At 47.3% G+C, this 18,118-nt stretch carries 14 protein-coding genes and 1 other annotated feature; all 14 genes read left to right on the top strand.

Annotation, left to right across the window (positions count from 1 at the left end; translation table 11 throughout):
- Positions 1 to 21 precede the first annotated feature (21 nt).
- The 14 genes from NE665_RS00625 (at position 22) to aspS (ending at position 17,856) form a co-directional block, all read left to right on the top strand.
- The gene (locus NE665_RS00625) at positions 22 to 1,200 is read left to right on the top strand and encodes an MFS transporter (RefSeq protein ID WP_117441593.1); all 1,179 of its coding nucleotides are present in this window, start codon (positions 22 to 24) and stop codon (positions 1,198 to 1,200) included.
- An 84-nt stretch (positions 1,201 to 1,284) separates the two neighbouring features.
- Entirely contained in the window at positions 1,285 to 1,797 is a 513-nt protein-coding gene (locus NE665_RS00620; RefSeq protein WP_117441594.1) for a TRAP transporter small permease, read from the top strand.
- A gap of 4 nt (positions 1,798 to 1,801) precedes the next feature.
- Positions 1,802 to 3,094, top strand: a complete 1,293-nt coding sequence (locus NE665_RS00615) for a TRAP transporter large permease (protein WP_117441595.1) — start codon at positions 1,802 to 1,804, stop codon at positions 3,092 to 3,094.
- A 13-nt stretch (positions 3,095 to 3,107) separates the two neighbouring features.
- Positions 3,108 to 4,112, top strand: coding sequence for a TRAP transporter substrate-binding protein (locus NE665_RS00610; RefSeq protein WP_117441596.1), 1,005 nt, complete (start codon positions 3,108 to 3,110; stop codon positions 4,110 to 4,112).
- Positions 4,113 to 4,120: 8 nt separating this feature from the next.
- A complete protein-coding gene (gene aroD / locus NE665_RS00605; RefSeq protein ID WP_117441597.1) occupies positions 4,121 to 4,882 on the top strand; it encodes a type I 3-dehydroquinate dehydratase in 762 nt (253 codons plus the stop codon).
- Positions 4,883 to 5,181: 299 nt separating this feature from the next.
- Complete coding sequence (locus tag NE665_RS00600) at positions 5,182 to 6,024, top strand: sulfide/dihydroorotate dehydrogenase-like FAD/NAD-binding protein (protein ID WP_117441598.1); 843 nt, start codon at positions 5,182 to 5,184, stop codon at positions 6,022 to 6,024.
- A gap of 1 nt (position 6,025) precedes the next feature.
- Complete coding sequence (gene gltA, locus NE665_RS00595) at positions 6,026 to 7,411, top strand: NADPH-dependent glutamate synthase (protein ID WP_117441599.1); 1,386 nt, start codon at positions 6,026 to 6,028, stop codon at positions 7,409 to 7,411.
- Positions 7,412 to 7,765: 354 nt separating this feature from the next.
- Positions 7,766 to 8,008, top strand: a complete 243-nt coding sequence (locus NE665_RS00590; protein ID WP_117441600.1) for a hypothetical protein — start codon at positions 7,766 to 7,768, stop codon at positions 8,006 to 8,008.
- 55 nt (positions 8,009 to 8,063) lie between these two features.
- Positions 8,064 to 8,262: a binding site (T-box leader), on the top strand.
- A 43-nt stretch (positions 8,263 to 8,305) separates the two neighbouring features.
- The gene (leuS, locus tag NE665_RS00585; protein ID WP_117441601.1) at positions 8,306 to 10,705 is read left to right on the top strand and encodes a leucine--tRNA ligase; all 2,400 of its coding nucleotides are present in this window, start codon (positions 8,306 to 8,308) and stop codon (positions 10,703 to 10,705) included.
- 349 nt (positions 10,706 to 11,054) lie between these two features.
- A complete protein-coding gene (locus NE665_RS00580; RefSeq protein WP_117441603.1) occupies positions 11,055 to 11,921 on the top strand; it encodes a YitT family protein in 867 nt (288 codons plus the stop codon).
- Between the two features lie 168 nt (positions 11,922 to 12,089).
- Positions 12,090 to 13,328, top strand: coding sequence for an acyltransferase (locus NE665_RS00575; protein WP_117441604.1), 1,239 nt, complete (start codon positions 12,090 to 12,092; stop codon positions 13,326 to 13,328).
- A 206-nt stretch (positions 13,329 to 13,534) separates the two neighbouring features.
- The gene (locus NE665_RS00570) at positions 13,535 to 14,272 is read left to right on the top strand and encodes a YebC/PmpR family DNA-binding transcriptional regulator (RefSeq protein WP_117441605.1); all 738 of its coding nucleotides are present in this window, start codon (positions 13,535 to 13,537) and stop codon (positions 14,270 to 14,272) included.
- 492 nt (positions 14,273 to 14,764) lie between these two features.
- Entirely contained in the window at positions 14,765 to 16,102 is a 1,338-nt protein-coding gene (gene hisS, locus NE665_RS00565) for a histidine--tRNA ligase (RefSeq protein ID WP_117441606.1), read from the top strand.
- Positions 16,103 to 16,113: 11 nt separating this feature from the next.
- Positions 16,114 to 17,856 carry an aspartate--tRNA ligase gene (aspS, locus tag NE665_RS00560; protein ID WP_117441607.1) on the top strand — a complete coding sequence of 581 codons (1,743 nt, stop codon included), beginning with the start codon at positions 16,114 to 16,116 and terminating at the stop codon, positions 17,854 to 17,856.
- The last annotated feature ends 262 nt before the right edge of the window (positions 17,857 to 18,118 follow it).

Below are 18,118 nucleotides of genomic sequence, written 5' to 3'. Positions count from 1 at the left end.
AAACGACATAAGGAGAAAGTTATGAATAAAAAATACTATCCAAGTGCCTTTATCTTGTACTTGAATTACTTCATTCACGGGATCGGCTGTTCCATTCTGGGACAGGCCGTGATCAAGGAAATGCTGGTTGCCCAGTGGGGACAGGGCATGGATGCCATCGGACAGGTGACGATGGTTGCGGCTGCGCTGGGACTGGGGCGTTTGATTTCCCTTCCAATCGCAGGACCGCTGTCCGATAAAATGGGAAGAAAGCTTTCCTCCCTGATCGGTATCGCATCCTATGCGATCTTCTTCATCGGTGTGGCTATGTCAGCGAATATGTGGGTTGCGTATGCTGCGGCAATTCTTGGAGGAATCGCGAATTCCTTTCTGGATACCGGTGTCATTCCGGCCTGTGTGGAAATTCTGGAGCCAAGATCCTCTCTGGCAACCATGCTGACAAAATTCTTCATCTCTGCAGCACAGCTGCTGCTGCCGTTTATGCTGGGGGCACTTGCCGGGGCAAGTCTTTCCTACAACGTATTGTTGTACATCAGTGGAATTGCGATTCTCATCATCGGTGTGCTGGTTATCTTTGCACCGATGCCAAAAGCAGAAAAGGCTGCCGGTGAAAAAGCACCGGGGCTGCTGGAAAACATCCGCAATTCTCATTTCTCTGCGGAAAGTATCGCGCTGATCGTCATCGGCTTTACCTGCACCGCGACCTTCCAGCTGTGGCTGAACTGTGCACAGACCTTCGCAAAGGATCTGGCAGGAGTGAGTGATCCAAGCATGATGCAGACATATTATTCCTTCGGTTCTCTAGCGGCCATCATCGTAACGGCTGGCCTGGTATCCCGCATCAAGGGTGTGCGCTTCCTGTTTGTGTATCCGCTGGTAACCCTGATCACGCTGATCCTTGTCTATGTAACACGCAGTGAAACGATGTGCTATATCGGTGCTGCCTTAGTCGGTTACAGTGCGGGTGGTGTCATCCTGCAGCTGGTTACTGCAACTGCGAATGATCTGTTCCCGCATATCAAGGGAACCATCACAAGTATTGTCATGATTATGTCCAGTCTTTCCAATTATACGATTCTCTCTGTTGCAGGTACTATGGACTCCGCACAGATTCTGATGATGAACATCGTGATTACCGTCATCGGTGTATTGCTTGCACTGTTTGTCAACCTGCGTTTTCAGAAGCTGGCAGGGAAATAGTAGAAATAAATGGAAATTTATCATACCGCACGCATGTGCGGTATGATATAATAACGGCAATTCTAACGGTTAGGAGGAAGTAACATGAAGATTATACGATGGCTGGATGACAATCTGGAAGAAGCGCTGCTGATTGCACTGCTGGTGCTGATGACACTGCTTATGGGCCTTCAGGTGTTCAGCCGTTACATACTAAACGCGTCGCTGAGCTGGTCCGAGGAGCTGACACGCTACCTCTTTATCTGGAGCGGGTTTTTAAGCATCAGCTACTGCATCAAAAAGTGGATTTCCATTAAAATCGATCAGGTCATTCTCATGTTTCCAAAGCCGGTGTATGTCGTTGCACAGCTGGTGTTAAACGTGATCCTGTTTGCGCTGTTTGCGTTTCTGGCATGGCATGCGGTCACCTATTTGCAAATGAGTGTCGCAAGTGCGCAGAAGTCACCTGCACTGGGACTGCCGATGCCCTTTGTACAGGCGGCGCCGCTGGTAGGCTTCACGCTTGCCGCTATTCGTGCCCTCCAGCAGATTGTGCTGGAAATCGGTAATATCCGCTATTTCATTACCTGCGGAAAGATCAAGGAAAGAGGGGAGTAACGATATGCTGGCAATGGTAATTATGATTTTGTTTATCGTTCTTCTGCTCGTATCCGTACCGATTTCCGCAACGCTTTCAGCCGTATCTCTGGCACCTTCGCTGCTGGATCCCAATTTTCATATATCGGCGGAATACATCATCCGGGCAATGCTGGGAGGAATTGATTCCTTCCCGCTGCTCGCTGTCCCGATGTTTGTGTTATCCGGTATTCTGATGGCAAAGGGCGGTGTCAGTAAGAAGCTGTTTGACGTCTTCTCCTATTTTCTAGGAGAGCATACCGCGGGAATGCCCTGTGCGGTCATTGTGACCTGTCTGTTTTACGGTGCGATTTCCGGCAGTGCACCGGCAACGGTGGCTGCGGTTGGCAGTATGACGATTCCGCTTTTGATCCGTATGGGGTATGACAAGGTATTTGTGACCGCCATTGTTGCGGTTGCGGGCGGCCTTGGCGTCATTATACCTCCAAGCATTCCCTTTATCCTGTTTGGCATGGCGAGTGGAGCCAGTGTTGGCAAAATGTTTATGGCCGGCATCATTCCGGGGATTCTGATTGCCCTGCTGCTGATGCTGTATGCGCTGTATTATTGTAAAAAGCATGGAGAGGATAAGGAAAAGATTCATGCGGAGGTATCCGTTCTGCATGAGAAGGGGTTCGTAAAGGTGTTTCTGGACAGCTTCTGGGCGCTGTTAACACCGGTCATCATTCTGGGATGCATCTACAGTGGCATCGCATCTCCGACAGAGGCAGCGGTTATATCCGTGTTCTATGCGCTGATCATTTCCATGTGTATCTACCGCACATTAAAATTCCGTGATATAAAGGGTGTGCTGGTTGAGGCAATCCGTACCTTTGCACCAATTCTGTTTATCCTGAGCGCGGCAGTGGCGTTTTCCCGTATCATTACACTGCTGCAGATTCCGGAGATGGCAGGGGAATTTATACTGTCCACCTTTAGTGGCAAGGTTGCGGTGCTGCTTGTGATCAATGTGCTGCTGCTGATCGTTGGAATGGTGATGGATACCTCACCAGCCATTTTGATTCTGACTCCGATTCTGATTCCGATCACCAACAGTCTTGGAATCGATCCGATTCAGTTTGGTATCATCATGGTTGTCAACCTGGCCATCGGCTTTGTGACACCGCCGATCGGTATCAATCTGTTTGTCGCAAGCTCGCTGACAGATGTTCCGGTCATGCAGATTGCGAAAAAGGCCATGCCGCTGATCGTCTTCTTTCTGATCGCTCTGCTGGCCATTACCTTTATTCCGCAGATTTCACTTCTGCTGGTATCGTAAGAGGAGGGACGTTATGAAAAAGATTATATTCGCTCTTTTCACCATCTCTCTGCTGCTGTCCGGCTGTGCGCAGAAGATTGAGGATCCGGCAGAGGCTTCTGCCGCATATCCGTGGATCATTGCGACCGATTCCCCCAAGGATACGGTAACCGGACTGTTTGCCCATAAATTTGCACAGGAGGTGGAACGGTTAAGCAAGGGTTCCATCCATATGCAGGTGTATGAGAACGGTACGCTGGGTAGTGACCGTGAGCTGATAGAAAGCTGTATGGGACAGGATATTCCCTTCGTTTTGCAAAACACGGCACCGCAGACCAATTTTATGCCCAAGCTGGCGATCTTCGATCTGCCGGTAGCATATACGGATATCAGGGAATTGCGCAGCACATTGGATGATCCCGACCTGATGTCCATGATCAACAAGGTGTATAAGGAAAAAGGCTTTCGACTGCTGGCCATGGGAGATCAGAGCTTTCGTGTCATGACGACCAACCGGAAAATCAAAAGCATTGATGATTTCAAGGGACAGAAGATTCGGACGATGGAAAATCCATATCATATCGCCTTCTGGCAATCCATCGGTGCCAATCCGACGCCAATGACGTTCTCCGAGGTATACATCGGCTTACAGCAGGGGACGATTGACGCACAGGAAAATCCATATGAGGTTGTCGTATCCGGAAAAATTTATGAACAGCAGGATTACATCGTTCAGACGAACCATCTGCCGCATCTGCTTTCGTTAATTGTCAATGATGAATTTTATCAATCGTTAAGCAGCGAAGATCAGAAAATCGTTGATATGGCAGCGGAGAATGCCCGTAATTATGCGCGGCAGCAGGCGGATGAACGTGTGAATGACCGTCTGAATATCATCACTGGCAGCGGAACGACCATCATAGAGCTTGAGGATTCCATGATTGATCAGCTGCGCGAAAAAGCACAGCCTGTGTATGAGAACATCAAGGCGCAGACTGGCGATGCATTGTATAAAGCATATACGAAACGTATGCAGTAGGAGGAAACATGAATACGGTAAACGTAAGAAATATAATAATCGGCGAGGGGATTCCGAAAATCTGTGTGCCGATTGTCGGAAAAACAAAGGAAGAGCTGCTTTCTGAAGTAGAAGTGCTAAACAGTGTTCCTGTGGATGTTGTTGAATGGCGTATGGACTGGTTTGAAGAGGTGGAGTGCTGTGAAAAAGCGGTAGCGATGCTGCAGGTACTTCGTGAAGCAATGCCGGAAATGCCGATTCTTGCGACCTTCCGCAGTAAGAAGGAGGGCGGCGAACTGGACATCAGTACAGCAGCTTATGTAAAGCTGAACAAAGCCATCATTGACAGTGGGAACGCGGATTTGATTGACGTGGAGCTGTTCACTGGGGAAGCACAGGTAAAGGAACTGATTGCCCATGCGCATGACAAGGGTGTTCGTGTCATCATGTCCAACCATGATTTTGACAAAACACCATCTTATAATGAAATTTTGACGCGTCTGAAGGCGATGCAGACACTGGGAGCGGATATCCCGAAAATCGCGGTTATGCCAACCTGTAAGGCAGATGTGATCACACTGCTGCAGGCGACAAATGACATGCATGAAAACTTTGCGGATCGTCCGATTATCACAATGTCCATGGCAGGTACAGGGGTACTTTCCAGATTGTGCGGAGAGGTCTTCGGTTCTGCATTGACCTTTGGAGCCGCAAAAAAAGCGAGTGCACCGGGACAGATGGGGGTCGAGGATTTAAAGACCGTGCTTTCTTTGCTGCACAAGAGTCTGTAATATTCCATTCCGTATAGAAAAGACTTAGATAGGCAACGACATTGGTCGGCTGAATAAGTCTTTTTCTTTATATTCACCCTTTGTCAATCAAACAGAGGCAATGGAACATGATAAGGGGATATGTGTTCAGGAATGGTGTACGGTTAGGCATGCTGTGTCTGTGCGTACTGGATGGATTGCAGTAGAACATGGAAATGTGACGTTTAAATATTGCATATCCAAACGAAAAAAGGTAAAATAAAGTTATGCATTATGGAACTTTTTCAGAAAAATGAAAAAGTTTTCAGAAAGGAGAAGCAATGTACAAGGTTATAGAGAAAGAAATTCTAAATCCAACCGTTACCAAAATGGTTGTTGAAGCACCGGCTGTTGCGAAAAAAGCACTGGCAGGACAATTTATTATTCTGCGTGTGCACGAGGATGGGGAGCGTATTCCGTTGACGATTGCGGATTATGACAGAGAAAAAGGTACGATTACGATCATCTTTCAGATTGTCGGCAAGACAACGATGCTGTTGAATCAGCTCAATGTCGGGGATTGTATTCTGGACTTCGTCGGTCCTCTTGGCAAGCCTTCCCATGTGGACGGGTATAAGAAGGTCTGTGTCATCGGTGGAGGTGTCGGCTGTGCCATTGCCTATCCAACAGCAAAGGCCTTACATGAAAACGGAACAAAGGTTACGGTGATTACCGGATTCCGTAACAAGGACCTGGTGATTCTCGAGGAGGAATTCAAACAGGTCAGTACGCATGCCTATCTTGTCAGTGACGATGGCAGTACCGGTGTTAAGGGGCTGGTTACCAACGTGCTGGAGGAGCTGATCAACAAAGGGGAAAGCTTTGATGAGGTCATTGCGATCGGACCGCTGATCATGATGAAATTCGTATGTCAGCTGACGAAGAAATACGGCATTAAAACTGTGGTATCCATGAATCCGATCATGATAGATGGTACCGGAATGTGTGGCGGGTGCCGTTTGAGCGTTGGCGGCGAAACGAAATTTGCCTGTGTGGACGGTCCTGATTTTGACGGCCATCTGGTTGATTTTGATGAAGCGATGTCACGTGGGGCAACGTATCGTGATTTTGAAGCACATGCCAGAGATGCTGCCTGCAATCTGATGAATAAGGAGGTACGCTGATATGCCGAACATGTCATTAAAAAAAGTGGAAATGCCTGTCCAGGACGGAGAGGTCAGAAGAAATAATTTTGAAGAGGTAGCTTTGGGCTATACAAAGGAAATGGCGATGGAGGAGGCGCAGCGCTGTCTGCACTGTCCGACAAAGCCATGTATCAGCGGTTGTCCAGTCGCTGTTAATATTCCGGATTTCATCGAACGGGTGAAGGAAGGAAGCTTTGAAGAAGCCTATCAGATCATTCATGAAACTAGCTCACTGCCTGCTGTTTGCGGACGTGTGTGTCCGCAGGAGAAGCAGTGTGAGGCAAAATGTGTACGTGGTGTTAAGGGAGAAGCTGTGGCAATCGGACGTCTGGAGCGCTTTGTGGCTGACTGGCACAGAGAAAACGTGAAGGATGAGCTGCAAAAGCCGAAGAGCAACGGACATAAGGTTGCTGTCGTAGGGGCAGGACCCGCGGGTCTGACCTGTGCCGGAGATTTGGCGAAGAAAGGATATCAGGTATCCGTGTTTGAGGCACTGCATGTTGCCGGTGGTGTATTGATGTATGGAATTCCGGAATTCCGTTTGCCAAAGACTGTCGTGCAGACGGAAATCGAAGGGCTGAAGCAGATGGGCGTCGATATTCAGACCAATATGGTCATCGGACGCAGTGAATCTGTCGATGATCTGTTTGATGCTGGATATGAATCCGTCTTTATCGGAAGCGGTGCAGGACTGCCAAGCTTTATGAATATGCCGGGTGAAAACCTGAAGGGTGTTTACTCCGCAAATGAATTTTTGACCCGCTGCAATCTGATGAAGGCTTATAAGGACGGTGTGGATACGCCGATCCAGCATCCAAAACGGGCTGTTATCGTCGGCGGTGGTAATGTTGCGATGGATGCGGCACGCTGTGCAAAGCGTCTGGGTGTTGAGGAAGTGACCATCGTATACCGCAGAAGCATGGAAGAGCTGCCTGCCCGTAAGGAAGAGGTGGAGCACGCCATGGAAGAGGGAATCATCTTCAAGCTGCTGACCAACCCGGTTCGTGTGCTGGGAAATGAAGACGGCTGGGTATGCGGCATGGAATGTGTATCCATGGAGCTGGGAGAGCCGGATGCCAGTGGAAGAAGACGTCCTGTGGAAATCAAGGGCAGCAACTTCGTGCTGGATGTGGACTGCATGATTATGGCCATCGGAACATCGCCGAATCCGCTGATTCGCTCCACTACAAAGGGGCTGGAAACCAATCGCAAGGGATGCCTTGTAGCGGACGATAACGGAGCAACTACAAGAGAAGGCGTATTCGCCGGTGGTGATGCTGTCACCGGTGCCGCAACGGTTATCCTCGCAATGGGAGCTGGAAAGACAGCGGCAGCAGCTATCGATGATTATATCCAAAAGAAATAAAGAAATCAGATAAACCCGGGAATTGTCTCTTCTTCCCGAGTTTTGTGGAAAGAGAAAGAAAAAACGTGGAAGGGTTTACAATCGGAGTAAAAAATGTTATTATATAGATAGGAAATAAGTACCTTATTTCTGTTATCATGATATTGGCTCTATTGTGATAACCTTGAAAGTTGTGTATTCTTTACATTCCTTCCTTTTATTGTAAACTACACGATTTCAATTACTTTTATTCATATCGATTTCCTTTCGATAACCTAATGAAAAAGGACGTGGTGATGCGCGTCCTTTTTCAGTTGTATGCAATTACGGTTGTTTTTCTTTCCGAATTCTGCTATTCTAGTTTCAGGTGATGCTATGAAATCCAAAAGAAATAAACTGATCATCGGCGGTGTGGCCGGGATCGTCGCTATGTTTCTGCTGTCGCTTTTCCTTCCTGCTTTCCAGCCGGTTGCCAAGGCAGGGGCATTGCTGATCTATGCACTGGTAAACTATGTGCAGATCAAAGAGATGAAGCAAAACGGACAGGATATCGAAAAACCGGCACTTTTTACGGCAGCGGTGTTGATCATCATCGGATATCTGTTGTTTTTCACCTAGAAAATGTCCGAGAACGATTGACAAAGGATACGCAAATTGGATATACTAATGAAGTATAAAGGCTGAGAATTAAAGTAGTACCTTGTGGAAGTGTCACAGAGAGTCGATGTTGCTGAGAATCGATACATGAAAGCTTGCGGAACTTGTTAAGGAGCTGATAGCTTGCTATCCGTTTAACTTCGCGTTAAGAAGAAATGAAGGGCACTTGTACAAGTGAACTAAGGTGGTACCGCGTTAATTATGACGTCCTTAGAGATAAGGGCGTTTTTTATTTGATATGTAAAGGAGAATGCAGTTATGAATTACAACCATCAGGAAGTAGAAAAAAAATGGCAGAGCTACTGGCTGAACAACAAAACCTTTGCCTGCGATGCATGGGATTTTGATAAGCCGAAGTGCTATGTACTGGATATGTTCCCGTATCCAAGCGGAAACGGTCTTCATGTCGGACATCCAGAGGGCTATACCGCAACGGATATCGTATGCCGTATGAAGCGTATGCAGGGGCACAATGTCCTGCACCCCATGGGCTGGGATGCCTTTGGCTTACCGGCAGAACAGTTTGCCATCACAACAGGAAATCATCCTGCAGAATTCACAAAGATGAATATTGATCATTTCCGTGAACAGATTCGCTCGCTGGGCTTTTCCTATGACTGGGACCGTGAAATATCCACGACGGACCCCAGCTACTACAAGTGGACACAGTGGATTTTTCTGAAGCTGTATGACAAGGGACTTGCCTATGTGGATGAAATCCCTGTTAACTGGTGTCCGGAGCTGGGAACCGTGCTTGCCAATGAAGAGGTCATCGACGGCAAGAGTGAGCGTGGAGGCTTCCCGGTTATCCGCAAGCCGATGCGCCAGTGGGTGCTGAAAATCACAGAATATGCAGAGCGTCTGCTGGAGGATTTGGAGCTGTGCGACTGGCCGACATCTACCAAGGAAATGCAGATCAACTGGATCGGAAAGTCCAAGGGTGCTAATGTGGTGTTCAAAATCAAGGATACCAAGAAGGAATTTACCGTGTTTACAACACGCTGCGATACCCTGTTCGGTGCTACCTACTGTGTCATGGCACCGGAGCATCCGTATGTGGATGAAATCACGACACCGGAGCAGAAGGAAGCAATCCATGCATACAAAGCGTCCTGTGCTACGAAGTCCGATCTGGAGCGTACGGAGCTGAACAAAGAAAAAACCGGTGTTTTCACCGGAGCATATGCAATCAATCCGGTAAATGGAAAAGAGGTTCCAATCTGGATTTCCGATTATGTACTGGCGAGCTATGGAACAGGTGCCATCATGGCGGTACCTGCTCATGATACCCGCGACTGGGAGTTTGCCAAGAAGTTTGGTATCGACATCATTCCTGTACTGGAGGGCGGGGATGTGACGCAGGAAGCTTATACAGAGGATGGCGTACATATCAATTCCGAATTCCTGAACGGTATGGGAAAACAGGAGGCAATCGACACGATGATCGCCTGGCTGCAGGAGCATGCATGCGGCTGTGCTAAGACAACCTATAAGCTGAGAGACTGGCTGTTCTCCAGACAGCGCTACTGGGGAGAACCGATTCCCATCATTCACATGGAGGATGGTACCACACGTACTGCTGATATCGACGAGCTGCCGCTGGAGCTGCCGGAAACCAAGAACTTCAAGCCGAGTGGTTCCGGAGAATCACCGCTGGCACATTGTGAGGACTGGCTGAATGTGGAAATCGATGGTGTCAAGGGAAAACGCGAAACGAATACGATGCCGCAGTGGGCAGGGTCCTGCTGGTATTATCTGCGATATATCGACCCGAAAAACGATGATGCAATCGCCGCACCGGAGCTGCTGAAGCACTGGCTGCCGGTCGATTTGTATGTCGGTGGAGCCGAGCATGCCGTTCTGCATCTGCTGTATGCACGATTCTGGCACAAGGTGCTGTATGACTGTGGTGTTGTGCCGACGAAGGAGCCGTTCCAGAGACTGTTCCACCAGGGAATGATTCTGGGGGAAAACAATGAAAAAATGTCCAAATCCAGAGGCAACGTTGTAAATCCGGATGACATTGTAGAAAGCCATGGTGCCGATGCACTGCGTGTCTATGAAATGTTCATGGGACCTCTGGAAGCAGCTCTGCCTTGGAGTACAACCGGTCTGGACGGAGCAAGAAGATGGCTGGATCGTGTATGGAGACTGTATACAGACTATGATAAATTCACAGACACAAATGATGGAAGGCTGGATAAGGTTTATCACGCAACAGTCAAGAAGGTAACCAGCGATATTGAAACGCTGAATTTGAATACTGCCATTTCACAAATGATGATTTTTATCAATGAATGCTATAAAGCAGAAAGCATCTATGTGGAATATGCCAAGGGCTTTGCCAAGATGTTTGCCTGCTTTGCACCGCATATGGGTGAGGAAATCTGGAGCAGGGTATTTGGCGGAACCGGAACGATCACCTATGAGCCATGGCCGACCTATGATGAATCCAAACTGGTGGAGGATGTCATTGAGGTCATTGTGCAGGTAAATGGGAAGCTGCGCGGAAAGTTCACGACAGATGCCGGAAGTGATGAGGAAAGCTTGAAGAAGCAGGCGATGGCAATCAGTGCAGTTGCGGCTCAGATCGAAGGGAAAACCGTTCGGAAGATCATAGTGGTAAAGGGCAAGGTCGTTAATATCGTTGCCAATTAAATACATCGCGCTTGCTGGATTCATGAGAATGCAGGAGGATGAAAAGCGGAGAGACTTCATGAGATAAGGGAGAACTCCGCTTTTTTGCGTTCCTTCTTCAAACGTTGAGAAGCGCGTGCTGTTTCTTAAAGGAATGCAGGATATCGTTTACCGATAAACAGGAAAATTTCAAGGGTTTCATTGGCTGCTGAAACCCTGTACACAGCAATGCATGTTGTATATCTGCCTTAGAGCCATCCAACATATTCATACGCAATGAAAAAAATATACCGGAAGCAAATAGAAGCACCCCCTGCAGGAATACTAAAAAGAGATACATTTAGTTTCTTTCAGAATAGGAGATGGCGATATGAGAAAACAAAAGACAGAGCTGTCAAAAGCGGCTGTTACACTGGGCTGTGTCCTTGCATCTGCTTTGCTGCAGACCTATGTCATTCAATCTATGATGCAGCCGACGGGGCTGTTATCGGGTGGCTTTACCGGGCTGGCCATACTGCTGGATCGCATTGCCGGCGTTTTCGGCTTTCCATTCTCAGTTTCCGCTGGTATCCTTATGCTGAACATACCACTAGCACTGCTGTGTTATCGAAGGCTCAGTAAACGCTTTACCCTCTATTCCAGCATTCAGTTTATTTCCTCCAGTGTTTTTTTACAGCTGTTTCATTTTCAACCGCTGTTTCATGATCTTTTGCTGCAGGTGATTTTCGGTGGTTTTTTGTACGGCTTCAGTGCTGTGATTGCCCTGCGTGGGAACGCCTCTACCGGTGGTACGGATTTTATTGCCCTGTATGTATCCAATCGTCTTGGTACATCCATATGGAGCTATGTGTTTATCGGCAATACACTGCTTTTGTGCATATCCGGTCTGCTGTTTGGCTGGCTGTATGCCGGCTATTCTATCATTTTTCAATATATCACAACCAGAACAATCGAAATGTTTTATCACCGCTATGAACGCTTGACGGTTGAGATTATGACAAGGGACAAGCAAGCGATACGGGATGCCTATATTCAGCAGTACGAGCATGGCATCACAATCATACCGGCCTATGGCGGCTACAGTCACCATCGCATGTATCTGCTACGAACGGTAGTGTCCGCATATGAGGTGTATGACATCATACAGCTTGTCAGAAAAACAGATCCGAATGCGCTTGTCAATGTCGTAAAAACAGAGCAGTTCTACGGAGCCTTTTACCAGCAGCCGCTGGAGTAGGTTCACAAGAGGGAAGAGCTGTGCTCACAGGAATCCAAGAAAATACAGAGCCCGCTATTGACAGGAATTCCAATGTTGTGTATGATTGTATTAGTTACTTAATACAGTTGAATGGATGCCGATTGATTTCAGCTTGTTGAATACAAAGCAAATAGCGGAGGGCAGTGTATGACTTGGAGGAAAAGAAATATCATAATCATCAGCATGAGTATACTCGTACTGATGCTGTATATGACGAATATTCTACAGAAGGAAAATCAGCTTGGTCAGCCACTTGCTGTGATTCTGCTTGCCGCTGCAGGCTCTCTGCTTGTCATACGCATGGAAACGCATATGGCATATCATGCGCAGACAGGGCAGCTCCAGTATCAAAACCTTGACCTGTTTCGTTTTATTTCCTCCATCATGATCATCATTCTCCATGTGCGACCCTTTTTTGCAGTTTCCGCTGAGGCGGATATGGCTATCAATAATATCATTGGCAGAATCTGCGTACCGTTCTTCTTTTTGATCAGTGGTTATTTCGCCGCAAAGCAGGAACAGAAAAAACCGGATTACATACGTTCCTATATCCGTTCCATGATTCCGGTATATCTGCTGTGGAGTGCAGTGTATCTGCCATGGTCGCTGTCGCTGGCTGCCCCTTATATAGAACAGGTACAGGGCATGCTGCCTGCTGCTCTTCCTTTCGTTGTGCAGCGTCTGCTTCTGCTTTTGCTGATTCCTCTGGCGGTGATAATCGCCCTGCTGTATTCCGGCGTGTATTATCATCTCTGGTATTTCCCGGCGCTTTTGCTTTCCATGCTTGTTCTGCGCTGGTGGAAGAGGAAGCATTCCCTGAAGGTATTGCTTGCTGTATCCTTTGTTTTGCTGCTGTTTGGTGCTACGGAAACCTATTACGGCTTTTGCGGTCAATTCTTCCAATCCCTGCTTCACTATTATTATGCCGTCTTTTTCACGACACGCAACTTTCTATTCTTCGCTTTATTTTATGTCACGCTGGGCTATTATATGGGAAAGCAACAGCAGCCGGCCTCATCCCTGTGCTTTTTAAAGCTGCTGCTCAGTATTGCGGCTTTAATCGGGGAAGGACTGCTGCTGCAGACAACCGAGCGATTGGACAGTAATATTCTGCTGGCTTGTGTACCGCTGGTCTATTATTTATTTTCCTGCCTGCTGTATACGAATATCAGGCTTTCCTGGATCTCAGAGCTTCCGTTTCGGACGATATCAAAATACTATTATCTCGTGCATCCGCTGATGATTCTATTTGTCCATGCCTGGTTTCCGCAGGTTGATTCCATCTGGCTGGCCCTCATCAAGGTAGTATGTGTGCTGTGCTGTACACATGTATGCTCTTTGCTGCTCATGCAAATGAAAAAGCGCTTTCCTGTGATACCACTGTGAGTGTGCAGCCTCTAACGTCATAGCATCCCATGTGTTAAGAAGCATACCTTGATTATGAAAAGCAGCAAATTTCGGTGGAAATTGCTTATGGAGCGATGCATCGTAACCTATTCCGCACGGTCAATCCTGCATCTTTTTGATATTTTATTGTCACGATATATAAATTCTGCTATAATGGTAAAGGAAATTTGGAAGGTGATTAAACAATGGGTAGACATTTTGAAGTGCGTGCCGCTTCCATGGCAAAAACAGCAGCGGTAAAAGCTAAACTATATTCCCGTTATGGAAAAGAAATTCTGATGGCGGCAAAAGCAGGTGTACCTGACCCTGACATGAATGCGTCTTTGAAAAAAGTAATCGAGCGTGCCAAGGCGAATCAGGTACCGGCGGATGTTATTAAGCGTGCGATTGAAAAAGCCAAGGGTGGTACCAATGAGAACTATTCAGCTGCTACATATGAAGGCTTTGGTTCCGGTGGTCAGGCAACGATTATTGTGGACTGTCTGACAGATAATGCAAATCGTACAATAGCCGACTTACGTGGCTGCTTTAATAAATCTCATGCAAAGCTGGGTGTCAGTGGCTGTGTTTCCTTTAACTATGAGCATGTGGGATTGATTTCCATAAAATATGACGATGAAGAAGCGATGATGGACGCGTTGATCATGGCGGAGGTCGATTTAAAGGATATTGAGGTTGAAGAAGGGCAGATGACCATTACGGTTGAGCCTACAGAGCTGAACAAAGCTAAGGATGCCATCGAAGAACTGATTCCTGAAGTTACGTTTGATATTCTGGAGGACACAATGCTTCCTAATGAATATGTAGAGCTGCAGGGTGAGGAGCTAATGCTGTTTCAGCGTTTGGTAAACCTGACGAACGAGGTTGATGATGTACAGCAGGTATATCACAATGTTCGTAATATAAACGATTCTGTGGAATAGAAACAAAAGACGGTAATGCACAGGCATTACCTTTTTTGATATCGTTTGGATACAACACAAAAAGGCGGGATTGCAAATGGAAGGCTGCATACCTTTTTGATAACGCAGTTTCATGATTTTCGATATGCTGGATCAGGAATCGCAGCAAAAAAGAGGAAGGGGAACATAATCTTTTCAATAAATTATTGACAAAAAAAGATGAAATGAGTACACTATAGGTACATCCGATGAAAAAGAGAGACTTTGTGAAGCATAGTGCAGAGAGAGGGACGGCTGGTGAAAGTCCTTTCTATAAGTAACACAGTCGGACACTTTGGAGGAATTATCAGGAAATGGATAATCGTATGCAACCTGCGTTAAAGGTAAAGCTGCACTCCGTGTGAGTGAAATAAGGTGGTACCGCGTTCCCGACGTCCTTTGTTGGTGGCGCGTTTTTATTTTAATCTGTCTGATTATGGGCAGAATCATAGAAGAGATATAGGAGGAAACCATATGAGCTATCAGGTACCAAGAGGAACACAGGATATTCTGCCGGAGGAAATCGGCAAATGGCATCGTCTGGAGGAGCTGATTCGTCAGTTTACATACGTTTACAACTATCAGGAAATTCGTACACCGATTTTTGAACATACCAATGTATTTAAAAGAGGAAATGATTCCAGTGATATGGTGAATAAGGAAATGTATACCTTTCAGCTGGAAAACAGTGCTACCTCACTGACCCTGCGTCCGGAGGGAACGGCGGGTGTTGCCAGAGCTTTTGTTGAACATAAGATGTTTGGCTATGCCGATCTGCCGATGAAAATGTATTATGTTGGACCGCAGTGCCGTCATGAACGTCCGCAGAAGGGAAGAATGCGTATCTTTAATCAGTTTGGCGTTGAGGTTATCGGGGCAAAGAGCCCGTTGCTGGATGTGGAAACGATTGCCCTTGGCTGGTCGTTTATATCTGCACTGGGATTACAGGATATGAAGGTGCTGATCAATACGCTGGGGGATGATGCCTCCCGTGCAGCGTATCGTGCAGCCCTGAAGGAGCATTTCAAAAACGATATCGACAGCATGTGTACCGACTGCAAGCGCCGTTATGAGCAGAATCCGCTGCGAATTCTGGATTGCAAGGTGGATCATGAGCTGGCAGTTATGAAAAGTGTTCCGAAGATGGCGGATTATCTGAATGAGGAAAGCAAGGCCTATTTCCAGCAGGTGCTGGATGGTCTGGATGCCCTTGGTATCCCTTATGAGGTGGATGACAAGCTGGTGCGTGGGCTGGATTACTATACGCACACCGTATTTGAAGTCGTATCCGTCAATAAGGAGATGGGTGCGCAATCAACGGTATTTGCCGGCGGACGCTATGATGGTCTGGTGGAATATTTCGGAGGTCCGGCAGGAATGAGCGGCATCGGCTGGGCGATGGGTCTGGAACGTCTATTGATTGCCCTGGAAGCGGAAGGAATTTCGCTGGCTGATGAGGAAGGTCTGGATGCTTATGTCCTCTGTCTGTCTCCTAAGGTTGCGACCATCGCATTACAGATTGTAACGGAGCTGCGTGCTGCAGGCTATCGCTGCGATACCGATTATCTGAACCGCTCCTTCAAGGCACAGTTTAAAACCGTGGATCGCAAGAAGGCGAAGGTGGCTATCATGGTTGGCGAAAAGGATATCTTAAACGGCACCGTGACAATGAAAAACATAGAAAAGCAGGAACAGAGCAATGTGGCGCTGGATGCGGTTGTCGATACGATGGATGCCATGTTTGGTGAAACAGAGGATGCACATATTTGCACATGCGGGGAAGAGAACTGCACCTGCAATCATGAAGAATAGGGAGTGAGGATATGAACAGAACACATACAAATGGAGAACTGCGTTTATCCGATGCAGGCAAAGAGGTGACCCTGATCGGATGGGTTGCGAAACGAAGAAATTTCGGATCGCTGGTATTTATCGATCTGCGGGATCGCAGCGGAATTACACAGCTGGTGTTTGATGAGGGGATTGCTGAACAGATTCGGGATGTCCGCAATGAGTATATTTTGGAAGTGAAGGGCTGTGTCAGTGAGCGGAAGGATAAGAATCCGAAGCTTGCGACAGGAGATATTGAAATTAAGGTCAGCGCCGTAGCCATTATCAATCGGGCAGAGACAACGCCGATCATTGTTGCGGATGAGACCGATGCGCTGGAGGATACCCGTTTGAAGTATCGGTATCTGGATTTACGAAGACCTGTGATGCAGCAGAAGCTGGTCCTGCGTCATAAAATCACACATAGTATGCGGGAGTATCTGGACAGCAAGGAGTTTATCGAAATTGAAACGCCGATGCTGGGAAGAAGTACGCCGGAGGGTGCTCGTGATTATCTGGTGCCTAGCCGTGTACACCCAGGAAGCTTTTATGCACTTCCGCAGTCGCCGCAGCTTTACAAACAGCTGTTGATGGTATCCGGCTTTGAACGCTATTATCAGTTTGCCCGTTGCTTCCGTGATGAGGACTTGCGTGCCGATCGACAGACAGATTTCACACAGGTCGATCTGGAAACTAGCTTTTTAAGCGATGTGGAAATTCAGACAATGATGGAGGAGATGCTGCAGAAGCTGATGAAGGATGTCAAGGGAATGGATATCAGCATTCCATTTCCGCGCCTGACCTGGACAGAAGCCATGAATCGTTATGGAAGTGACAAGCCGGATAATCGCTTTGGCATGGAGCTGCAGGAAATAACAGAGCTGTTTGAAGGCTGTGGATTCAAGGTGTTTGCGGATTGTATTGCAAGCAAGGGCAGCATCAAGGCTGTTGTGGTTCCTGGAAAAGCCGGCATGACCAGAAAAGAAATTGATAAGATTACCGAACTGGCGAAGAAAAACGGTGCCAAGGGTCTGGTAACGCTGAAATACAAGGATGAGGAATTGAGCGGACCGATCGTGAAGTTCTTAACAGAGGACGAAATACAGGCGCTCGTTACGCGTTTAAGCCTGAAGAATGAAGACCTAGTTCTGATTGTTTCCGATGCATGGAGAACGACCTGTGAGGTACTGGGCGCATTGCGGAATCATTTCGGTGCAGAGCTTGGCTTAAAGAAGTCGGATGAATTTTCATATTTGTGGGTAACGGACTTCCCAATGTTTGAGTACAGTGAGGAAGATGGCCGCTGGTATGCAATGCACCATCCGTTCACGAGACCAAGAGATGAGGATATGCAGTATATCGACAGTGATCCGGGTAAGGTGCGTGCCATTGCGTATGATGTCGTATTAAACGGATATGAGCTGGGAGGCGGGTCTTTGCGTATTTACGACGGTGCCATGCAGGACAAGATGTTTGAGGTGCTGGGCTTTACCGAAGAGAAGATACAGGAAAACTTCGGCTGGTTTGTGGATGCTCTGAAATACGGGACACCACCGCATGGAGGTCTTGCGTTTGGGCTAGATCGTATCGCGATGATTCTTTCCGAGAGTGAGTCCATCCGTGATGTGATCGCCTTCCCGAAAAATGCAAATGCAAAATGTCCGATGAGTGATGCGCCGACACAGGTGGATGCGGCACAGCTGGAGGAATTGCATATTGCAATTACCGAGGAGTAAAGTAAAAAGCGCCTTCATATAGAACGTGTTGCTTGACCAGTACGATAAAAGGAAGAGATTTCAAATGTTATTGTTTGCATTATGAAACAGCATACGAAATCTCTTTTTTTCTTTGCCATATGCCTCCCTTACAGCCTGTATGCTCAGGCAACATGCACTGGGAGCAAAGCTAAGGTGTACAGGTATGGCGAAATAGAGGAATGTCTGAAGAAAGTAAACGATTTTCTTTTCCGTATGTAAAAGGAAGGCGCAGCTATGGTAG

Source organism: Clostridium sp. DFI.1.208, assembly GCF_024463855.1.
Lineage (GTDB): Bacteria > Bacillota_I > Bacilli_A > Erysipelotrichales > Erysipelotrichaceae > Clostridium_AQ.
Note: the sequence above shows the minus strand (reverse complement) of the source record. Positions and strands in the feature narration are given on the sequence as shown.

What these genes read in the sequence shown, in the direction of transcription:
- gltA (WP_117441599.1), top strand. Translation starts at nt 6,026, where the DNA reads ATGCCGAACATGTCATTAAAAAAAGTGGAAATGCCTGTCCAGGACGGA.
- NE665_RS00575 (WP_117441604.1), top strand. Translation starts at nt 12,090, where the DNA reads ATGACTTGGAGGAAAAGAAATATCATAATCATCAGCATGAGTATACTC.
- NE665_RS00590 (WP_117441600.1), top strand. Translation starts at nt 7,766, where the DNA reads ATGAAATCCAAAAGAAATAAACTGATCATCGGCGGTGTGGCCGGGATC.
- leuS (WP_117441601.1), top strand. Translation starts at nt 8,306, where the DNA reads ATGAATTACAACCATCAGGAAGTAGAAAAAAAATGGCAGAGCTACTGG.
- aspS (WP_117441607.1), top strand. Translation starts at nt 16,114, where the DNA reads ATGAACAGAACACATACAAATGGAGAACTGCGTTTATCCGATGCAGGC.
- aroD (WP_117441597.1), top strand. Translation starts at nt 4,121, where the DNA reads ATGAATACGGTAAACGTAAGAAATATAATAATCGGCGAGGGGATTCCG.
- NE665_RS00610 (WP_117441596.1), top strand. Translation starts at nt 3,108, where the DNA reads ATGAAAAAGATTATATTCGCTCTTTTCACCATCTCTCTGCTGCTGTCC.
- NE665_RS00615 (WP_117441595.1), top strand. Translation starts at nt 1,802, where the DNA reads ATGCTGGCAATGGTAATTATGATTTTGTTTATCGTTCTTCTGCTCGTA.
- NE665_RS00580 (WP_117441603.1), top strand. Translation starts at nt 11,055, where the DNA reads ATGAGAAAACAAAAGACAGAGCTGTCAAAAGCGGCTGTTACACTGGGC.
- NE665_RS00625 (WP_117441593.1), top strand. Translation starts at nt 22, where the DNA reads ATGAATAAAAAATACTATCCAAGTGCCTTTATCTTGTACTTGAATTAC.
- NE665_RS00570 (WP_117441605.1), top strand. Translation starts at nt 13,535, where the DNA reads ATGGGTAGACATTTTGAAGTGCGTGCCGCTTCCATGGCAAAAACAGCA.
- NE665_RS00620 (WP_117441594.1), top strand. Translation starts at nt 1,285, where the DNA reads ATGAAGATTATACGATGGCTGGATGACAATCTGGAAGAAGCGCTGCTG.
- NE665_RS00600 (WP_117441598.1), top strand. Translation starts at nt 5,182, where the DNA reads ATGTACAAGGTTATAGAGAAAGAAATTCTAAATCCAACCGTTACCAAA.
- hisS (WP_117441606.1), top strand. Translation starts at nt 14,765, where the DNA reads ATGAGCTATCAGGTACCAAGAGGAACACAGGATATTCTGCCGGAGGAA.